This is a genomic window from Kocuria sp. ZOR0020, assembly GCF_000800955.1.
Taxonomy (GTDB): Bacteria; Actinomycetota; Actinomycetes; order Actinomycetales; family Micrococcaceae; genus Kocuria; species Kocuria subflava.
In genome coordinates this window covers 21,342-28,348 of record NZ_JROX01000061.1, presented here as the reverse complement: position 1 = coordinate 28,348, position 7,007 = coordinate 21,342, and the positions used below count along the sequence as shown (strand labels likewise).

Sequence of the window (7,007 nt, the reverse complement as noted above, 5' to 3'; positions counted from 1 at the left end):
GTGGTGGGTTGCGCTGAAAGACTGGTTTCAGCGCAACCCACCACCGCTCAGTGCGATCACGGGCTCGGGCCTCAGACGGCCCTGAGCGGGATCACTTCTTGGACTGCAGCACAAGAGCCAGGCCGATGGCTGTCAGCCACGCGTCCTTGGACAGCGGGGTGCCCTCCTGGGACGGGCGGATGCCGTCTTCCTGGGTCATTTCGTCGTTGTTGAAGTACATGGTCAACATGCCGGCGGAGAACGCGGTCAGGGCGATTCCGGCCAGGCGCTTGGAGACGAACGGGGTCAACAGCAGGCCACCGATGGCAGCCTCAGAGATCCAGAGGAACTGACCAAAGGCCTTGGCGTCCCACTCCTTGAACTGGGGGATGCCGGTGGCGGCCATGCCCTGAAGGTGCTCGTAGACCTCCACCGGGGCGTCCTTCTTGCCCAGGCCGGACTGGAGCAGGTAGGCGCCGGAGACGCCGCGCAGGATTGCGTTGGACAAACGCATGCTGATGTCCTTTCACGTTTGGGGGAGGGCGTGATCCGCCCAATTTCCTCTCACGCTACCAGTTGGTAAGCCGCCTTTTTCCGATGAGTGCTGCACGTCATGGTTGGGCTCATCCGCACTCGTGTAGTCTTCACGGGTTGCACATGGCACTGCCCCCACGCGACCCGCCCCGCAGGATGCGGGGCTCAAAGCGTCGTCGTGAACTCTGTTGAACACAGGGGATGGGCAGGCAGCGCGTCGAACATTCCTTGGGCCGTCTCATTCGGCCTGGCTGAGACCAGCCACGACCCTCGGGAACCGCGGGGTCCACCGGAATCGGATCGGCGCACCCGGCAGGCACACATGCCGCCGGGACATCCGATCGAAAGTGCGAACTTCCTCTTGACTACCTTTGTTGACCTCGGCGTGCCCGAGGCCCTCTCCCGTGTCCTCTCCCAGCAGGGAATCACGGACGCTTTCCCCATCCAATCCAAGACCCTCCCGGATTCGCTGTCCGGGCGTGACGTCCTGGGCCGCGGCCGCACCGGCTCCGGCAAGACCGTCGCATTCTCCCTGCCGCTGGTGGCCCGCCTTGCGGGTCTGACACAAGGTGCCTCCAAGGCCAGCCGACGCCCCAACCGCCCCACCGGACTGGTGCTGGCACCAACCCGCGAACTGGCCACCCAGATCGACCGCACCGTGGCACCGCTGGCCAAGGCCGCCGGGCTGAACACCACCGTGATCTACGGCGGTGTGTCCCAGAAGCACCAGGAGCGTGCCCTGGCTGCCGGTGTGGACATCGTGGTGGCCTGCCCGGGTCGCCTGGAGGACCTGCTCAAGCAGGGGGTCCTGACCCTGGACGACGTTCGCGTGACCGTGATTGATGAAGCCGACCACATGGCTGACATGGGCTTTTTGCCCGTTGTCACCCGCATCCTGCAGCGCACCCCCCGCGAGGGCCAGCGTCTGCTGTTCTCCGCAACGCTCGATGGCGGTGTGGACGTGTTGGTCAAGAAGTTCTTGGACAACCCCGTGACCCACTCTGTGGACGAGCCCAAGGCCACCGTTTCCACCATGGAGCACCACGTGCTGGTGGTGGACGCGGAGGAAAAACAGCAGCTGATCGAAACCCTGGCCTCCGGCACCGGGCGCCGCGTGATGTTCACCCGTACCAAGTACCGGGCCAAGAAGATGGCCAAGAAGCTCTCCCAGGCCGGGCTGCCCGCCGTGGACCTGCACGGCAACCTGTCCCAGAACGCCCGTGACCGAAACCTGGAGGCCTTCTCCACCGGTGAGGTTCGGGTTCTGGTGGCCACCGACGTCGCCGCCCGCGGCGTGCACGTGGACGACGTCGAACTGGTGGTCCACATCGATCCCCCCGCCGAGCACAAGTCCTACCTGCACCGCTCGGGCCGTACCGCCCGGGCCGGTGCTGAGGGTCAGGTCATCACCATCTCCACCACGGAGGAGCAGCGTGACGTCCAGAAGCTCATGAAGCAGGCCGGCGTGACCGCTGAGATCTCCCAGATCAACCCCGGTTCGCCCGTGGTGGCGGAGCTGGTGGGGGAACGCGCCGAGCGCGTTGCCTACGCACCTCCGGCCAAGGACACCGGGGGATCGGGCCGCGGCGGGTCCAACGGTTCCGGCAAGAGTTCCACCAAGGGTGGCGGCGGAGGAAAGAACGCGGGCCGACAGTCTCAGCGGTCTGACCGTTCCGAACGCTCCGGCGGGCGTGGCCAGGGCGGTCGTGCATCCTCCGATGGTTCCCGTCAGGGTGGCCAGCACGGACGCGGGGGCCAGAACGGTCGCCGTGGTGAGGGTCGCGGACGGGATCAGAATCGCGATCAGAACCAGGGCCGTAATCGTGGCCAGGGCCGCAACGATCAGCAGTCACGGTCTGCTGCTGCAGGCTCCGGGGCGCGGCGTTCCTATTCCGCAGCCTCGGCTGTGAACCTGCATTCCGCAGGCGCCTCCGCGGTAGACCGTTCCACGCAGGCCGCGGCACGACGTCGTAACCGCCGTGCCGGTGCTGCCACCGGCGCCCCTTCCGGCCGCTGAGCCTCACGCTCACCGGGCGCGCCGTCGAAATCCCACCGGGCGACCGAGCTCCCTCAGCTTTTTTGATTTCCCACTCTGTGGCGCTTTGACCCGCCTGACCGTGGGGAATCGCGGAGTTCGTGGGGGCTGAGCAATCCGGTGGGGACTGAAAGCCCGCCTTCCGATTCCACTTGGGGAGAATCGGAGGGCGGGCTTTTCGCTGCCCTGAGCAGGCACCACGACGACGAACCCGTGGTCACCCAACCAATCGACAATGCTGGCCTGGGGTCGGCTGAAGTTTCAGTCAGTAGACTCAGCGGTACCTGTCTGACATGTGAAGGAGGCTGCCGTGTCCACCACCGCCAGTGTCGAGATCACCCGCCGTGAGCGGGAAGTGGCGGAAGCCATCCACTCTGGTGAGATGGAAGGTTTGCAAACCACCAGTGAGACTCGGGCTGATACAGGACAGTATGTTGCTGGTGAGATCAGCTTGACAGAGCTCGAGGCCCGGGTCCGGCGCCGGTACGGGATTGGTTGAATTCGTCGACCCTTACGTGGATCCATCCACCGGGGTGCTGAAGAACCTGGTTGACGCCCGCTTTCAAGCTGACCTGGACGCGGTTGAAGGTGACCTTGTGCCCGTCCGTACACTCCGGTTGAACCAGGATCCGCCGGAACCGACCGGTGACCTGTCTGAGTTGCGAGCGATTCATCGTTTCTTGTTCTCACCTATCTACGCCTGGGCAGGGGGATTGCGCACAGTTGACATTCGCAAAAACCTCCAGGGCGCGGACTTCTTTGTGCCTGTCCAGATGATTCAGCAGGTGGCCGGTATCGCAGCTGAGCATCTGCGGGCAGATGACTACCTCAGAGGCATGGGTCGCCCAACTTTCGTCGCCCGCCTGGCGCATCATTACGACCAGTTCAACTACATCCACCCCTTTCGCGATGGCAACGGTCGAACTCATCGCTGGTTTTGGGGGTGGATCGCTCGCGACGCCGGCTGGCAGTTGAATTGGCGCGCGGTGACTGGTGCAGCCAACGATTCTGCATCACGCGCTGCGGCCGAGCACCAGGATCTTGGACCACTCATTGCAATGTTCGATCAAGTCGTTGTGAGGCACGACGACGACGGCGGGGCTAGGTCACACGGTGTCGGCTAGGGACCTGTAGAGGGATCCAGGAGCTCAAAGGCGCGGTCGCACATGAAGGTGAAACGCGCCTGTGGGTCACCGAATTCAGGCCCCAGTTGGTTGAAGATCTCCGAGGACAGAGAACCCAGGACCAGGTTCCATGCCGCTACGGCGCGGGCTACGGACTCGGCGGGGAGACCCGCCACCAGGGGGTCATCCAGTAGGCCCCGGACAGCCGCGGGAGCCAGGTCTGAGGTGCTGGATCGCGGGTTGGTAGCGTGAGCTCTGATTGCGGACGACGCATCGCCCTGCACGTCTCTGACAAGGCCCGCAACCAACGCAAGGACTCGGGTGCCGGCGTGATTGGTGACCTCACCGGGTGCGCGATAATCGGGCACCGGTGAACCGTACAGGAGCGCGTAGTCGTGGGGGTGGGTCACGGCCCAGTGGCGAAAGGCGGAGGTCATCGCTTGCCAGCGCGCGTGGTGATCCAATCGCTGTGCTTCTGCCTCGGCTGCTTCCACGGCATCCCCCAGTTCATTGAAGGATTCGACGATCAAAGCGGTCAAGAGTTCATCACGGTTGGCGGTGTAGCGGAACAGTGCGGAGGGGGCCATGTTCATGTCACGGGCCATGGCGCGCAGCGACAACGCGGCGGCGCCATGTTCGGCCAGGTGGGACCGAGCGGTGGCCATCAGTCGAGCGTGGATTTCAGCTCGGTTCTGCGCGCGTTTTCCGCTCGGCGTCCGGGTGTTCACCCCACGAGCATAAAACCGCTGTCCAGCAACCACACAAAATGCGAACAGTGTTCTTGATTTTGGCGCCAACCCCGTGCACTATTCGAGAACAGTGATCACGCTTTAGGGGGCGGCCATGAAATACGTAGGAGTGGTTGGGGCTGGGGCCATAGGCCGTCTGACCGCTGCGGAGCTGGTACGCCGTGGACACAGGGTCACCATGATCAGTCGTTCCGGTCATCAGGCATCCCCCGATCAATGGGGGGCCTGGGCGGTTGATGCCCGCAACGGTCACGAATTCGCCCGCGCGTTGAAACGTGACATGGGCCTGTGCGACGTCGTCGTGAATGCGGTGAATCCGGTCTCCTACACCCGATGGGAGCGGGACTGGCCGCCCATGGCCCAAGGAATTGCCGATGCATGTGCCACGTTGGGCGCCGGGCACCTGATGGTGGGCAACCTCTACGGTTACGGATCCGTGAGCGGGTCGATTGCGGAAACCCGGCAGATGGACCCCTACGGGGTCAAGGGGCGGGTTCGCGCCCGAATGTGGGTTGACGCGTTGAGAGATCACCGCGCTGGGGGCGCGCCCGCTGTGGAGGTACGGGCCTCCGACTACTTCGGGGCAGCAGCCAGGCCGGGGGTCAGCCTGCTCATGGACTACGTGATTCGTCCGGTTCTGCGTGGCACGACCGCCTGGGTTCCGGTGGGAGACCTGGATGCTGAGCACTCCTGGACCTACCTGCCGGACATCGCCCGACTTGTGGCGGACCTGGTGGAGTCCGACACCGGTGGCCACCGCTGGGGGCGGGCATGGCACGTTCCCACCTCGGCTCCGCGCGCCATGCGGGCGGTTGCCCAGGACACCGCGCGATTGATGGGTGAGCGGGCCGGTGTGGTGCGGCGGGTGCCGCGAGCGATCATGGCAGCGGCTCGGATTCACCCGCTGGTGCGCGCTCTTGATGAAACCCGGCACCAGTTCGAATCACCGTGGATGTTGGACTCCACAGCGGCCCAGGTGGAGTTCGGGTGGTCGCCAACTCCGTGGGAGGAAGCGCTGGGGCGCACGGTACGGGAGCTGACGGCGGGGCAGTGAGGCCGCTCAGCAGCCCGTGCGGACCGGAGCTCCAGTGGTCAGCCGCTCACGGCCAGTTGACGGTCAGGATCTCCCCGGCTGGACGCCGGGTGGCCCCGTATTCCAATTTCTGCTCCGGCGGGCCGTCAGCCCGCGGCAGGTCCGGGATCAGGGGGCCGATCTGACGGATGCGTTCCAGGGTGACCTCCGTGTGAGCCTCGACCGGCACGAATCCCGGTTCCGGTTCCACGGGCTTGTCGCCCGGAACAAGGATCACGGGCATTCCGGCTGCAACAGCTGACTGGGCGCCGGCCTGGGAGTCCTCCAGCGCAATGCAGTCCTCGGCTGCGCACATCAGGCGCTCGGCGGCCATCTGGTACGGCTCTGCGGCGGGCTTGGGGTTCTCCACGTCCTCACGGGAGACTACGGCACGAATGTTCTCCGTCAGGGCGGCTGCCGTGGTGGTGACCACCGAGGCCAGGGCGTTGGTGACCAGGGCTGCCGGGATGCGTTCGTGGCGCAGTTCCTCCAGCAGTTCGGGGATGCCGGGGATCAAGGGGACGTCGTCGCGGATGGAGTCCACCACATGCGCCCCGATCCGCTCGGTGATCTCCTGGACGCCGCCCTCGGCGCCGCGGTCCACCATCATCTGAGCGGAGAACTGCACGGTCTGACCCAACCCCGCGTGATCGTCCTCGGTGGTCCAGTCCTGCCCGAATTCGGTGGCCACGGCTCGCTTGGCTGTGGCCCATTCGGGTTCGGTGTTGACCGCGGTTCCGTCGTGGTCCAGCAGCACGGCCTTGGGCCAGGAGGAGCGCTGCGGGTCCAACCACTGTAGCAGGGACAGCGTCACCTGACGGTGGTCGTTGACGTGCACGGTGCCCTGGTCTGCATCCACGGCAACAGCCCCGGGCAGCACCACAACGGTCATGCCGGCGGCCTGAGCCGCAGCCACACCGGACGGGGAGTCCTCCAGCACCACACATTCGGTGGGGTCAACGCGCAGTCTGCGGGCCGCTTCCAGGTACCCCTCAGGGGAGGGCTTGGGTGCCACTCCGCCTTCGGCTTCTTCATTGCCGATCACGACGTCGAACAGCCCCTCCGGGGCCAACATGGCCGTGTGTTCACCCATCTCACGAGCAGCATTGGTCACGATCGCGGTGGGCAGTCCCGCGTCTGCGATCTCCTGCAGCAGCTCGGGCATACCGGCAATCAGTTCAAGCGGGGTGGCCCGGACTTCTTCCTCGGAAACCTTGAGCAGCCCGGTGATCAGGGCGTCGTCGTCGAGTTCGGTGACCCCGTTGGCGCGCAACCGGTCCACGGTCACGCGGGCGGGAAGGCCGATGGTGGCCAGGGTGTCGGCCTCGTCCCAGGTGCCACCGTTCTCTGCGGCGAACCGCGCTTTGGCCCGTCCCCAGATGGGTTCGGTGTCCACGAGCGTGCCGTCGTGATCGAAAAGGACTGCCTGGGGAAAAGTGCGCGGCGACATGGCCTCCACCCTATCGGCCCCGATGGTGCCTTTCAGTATTCGTTGCAGCGGCTGGCTTCACGGA

7 protein-coding genes are annotated in these 7,007 nt (G+C 65.3%); 4 read left to right on the top strand and 3 right to left on the bottom strand.

Translation table 11 applies throughout. The features are described from left to right. Positions 1-91: 91 nt before the first annotated feature. Positions 92-493 (bottom strand): hypothetical protein, encoded by a 402-nt coding sequence (locus L979_RS04390; protein WP_047689686.1) that lies wholly within the window; start codon positions 491-493, stop codon positions 92-94. Positions 494-874: 381 nt separating this feature from the next. Here L979_RS04390 and L979_RS04385 point away from each other — a divergent pair, with 381 nt between their 5' ends. From L979_RS04385 to L979_RS04375, 3 genes are all read left to right on the top strand, one after another. Further along, the gene (locus L979_RS04385; protein ID WP_047689725.1) at positions 875-2,530 is read left to right on the top strand and encodes a DEAD/DEAH box helicase; all 1,656 of its coding nucleotides are present in this window, start codon (positions 875-877) and stop codon (positions 2,528-2,530) included. 328 nt (positions 2,531-2,858) lie between these two features. After that, positions 2,859-3,047 (top strand): antitoxin VbhA family protein, encoded by a 189-nt coding sequence (locus L979_RS16660; RefSeq protein WP_047689681.1) that lies wholly within the window; start codon positions 2,859-2,861, stop codon positions 3,045-3,047. Between the two features lie 16 nt (positions 3,048-3,063). Further along, positions 3,064-3,672 (top strand): Fic family protein, encoded by a 609-nt coding sequence (locus tag L979_RS04375; RefSeq protein WP_231559390.1) that lies wholly within the window; start codon positions 3,064-3,066, stop codon positions 3,670-3,672. Here the strand turns inward: L979_RS04375 and L979_RS04370 are convergent. Next, positions 3,669-4,337 carry a TetR/AcrR family transcriptional regulator gene (locus L979_RS04370; RefSeq protein ID WP_119933155.1) on the bottom strand — a complete coding sequence of 223 codons (669 nt, stop codon included), beginning with the start codon at positions 4,335-4,337 and terminating at the stop codon, positions 3,669-3,671. The two genes, L979_RS04375 and L979_RS04370, sit on opposite strands and share 4 nt — an antisense overlap. 178 nt (positions 4,338-4,515) lie before the next feature. Between L979_RS04370 and L979_RS04365 the strand changes: the two genes are divergently transcribed. Beyond that, the gene (locus tag L979_RS04365; protein WP_047689679.1) at positions 4,516-5,475 is read left to right on the top strand and encodes an NAD-dependent epimerase/dehydratase family protein; all 960 of its coding nucleotides are present in this window, start codon (positions 4,516-4,518) and stop codon (positions 5,473-5,475) included. Positions 5,476-5,521: 46 nt separating this feature from the next. Here L979_RS04365 and L979_RS16655 read toward each other — a convergent pair whose 3' ends face one another. Continuing rightward, positions 5,522-6,943, bottom strand: coding sequence for an HAD family phosphatase (locus L979_RS16655; protein ID WP_081993772.1), 1,422 nt, complete (start codon positions 6,941-6,943; stop codon positions 5,522-5,524). Between the last annotated feature and the right edge of the window lie 64 nt (positions 6,944-7,007).

What these genes read in the sequence shown, in the direction of transcription:
- L979_RS04365 (WP_047689679.1), top strand. Translation starts at nt 4,516, where the DNA reads ATGAAATACGTAGGAGTGGTTGGGGCTGGGGCCATAGGCCGTCTGACC.
- L979_RS04390 (WP_047689686.1), bottom strand. Translation starts at nt 493, where the DNA reads ATGCGTTTGTCCAACGCAATCCTGCGCGGCGTCTCCGGCGCCTACCTG.
- L979_RS16655 (WP_081993772.1), bottom strand. Translation starts at nt 6,943, where the DNA reads ATGTCGCCGCGCACTTTTCCCCAGGCAGTCCTTTTCGATCACGACGGC.
- L979_RS04370 (WP_119933155.1), bottom strand. Translation starts at nt 4,337, where the DNA reads ATGGCCACCGCTCGGTCCCACCTGGCCGAACATGGCGCCGCCGCGTTG.